This window comes from Rothia sp. HSID18069, from assembly GCF_003989155.1.
Taxonomy (GTDB): Bacteria; Actinomycetota; Actinomycetes; order Actinomycetales; family Micrococcaceae; genus Rothia; species Rothia aeria.
On sequence record NZ_RBMG01000022.1, the window covers coordinates 1 to 1026 of the forward strand.

General features: G+C 54.3%; 1 protein-coding gene and 1 pseudogene. Both read right to left on the minus strand.

What is annotated here, in order from left to right; translation table 11 throughout:
• Positions 1-214: pseudogene (locus D8M41_RS11405) on the minus strand (hypothetical protein); the annotation flags it as partial.
• A 181-nt stretch (positions 215-395) separates the two neighbouring features.
• Positions 396-1026: MFS transporter (locus tag D8M41_RS11410; RefSeq protein WP_161970793.1), on the minus strand; the 631-nt coding region annotated here is incomplete at its 5' end.

Genomic DNA, 1026 nt, shown 5'->3' on the forward strand with positions numbered 1-1026 from the left:
GCACGATGGCGGGCACGCTATCCAGCACGATCGTGACCATGTGGTCGAGCGGGATCGAGCTTTTGTCTTGGTAGGTCAGTGGGAAGAAAAAGACGAAAGCACCGATGGCGCTGTAGACAAACAACCGCCAGATATTTTTCGGCACCGGTGGGTCAGTATGCCCAACGCTTGGCACGTTAGTGACGTGCTTCGGTTCTGGAATGGTCGGCGACACGGCTATTCCCCTTTGCTCGACAGCTGGACTCAGCAGCTGGTTGCTCGTTACTACACATTCACTGTTTCCGCGTCACATGCCGACTGTTGTGCGGGATAGATCGGCGGAATGAGTGATACCGATAACATTAGATTTTGTTGAACAGTGTGAGCAAGGCAATACAAAGGGTGCGAGTCTGGGATTACAGATTTTCGGGGTCTTCGTGGTCTCCGGTGTCGCCGCCACCGTTATCGCCGTCCGGTTCCTCATTACGCATCGCACGCACCTCCCGAGAGCCAGCCAGCAATAGCCAGCCCACAATCCCGGTCCCAATAACAACGGCCGCAAACCAGAAACGAGTACCAGATTCCACCATGGTGCCCGCAAGTGTCGGTACAACGACGCTGATAGCATTGCTAACCACGATAAAAATCGCCATCACGCGCCCCTGTAAATCCTGTGGGGTGACAGCAAAAACGTGGCCAAACAGGGCTGCATTTAATGCCGGCGACGGGAGCATACACGCCAGGCTCACCACCAGCATGACCCAGGGGCTGGCAGCCAAAAACAAAAACACGGCGAAGAAGACCAGCATGCTGCCTAGTCCAACGACAACCAGCAAACCAGGTGAATATCGATCCGTAAGCCACGGCACCAAAGCACTGCCGAGCAACGAACTGATGCTGAATCCTGCCATCACCAAACCGATAAGCCAGCCCGGCTCGCCTGCATCTGACAGATAAAACGTGGTCCAGGAGAACGTACCGAAAACAAATAAGTTAATTAACGGTGCGCTGAGCAGAATCCGAAACAGCGCGTTACGTTCACGCAAA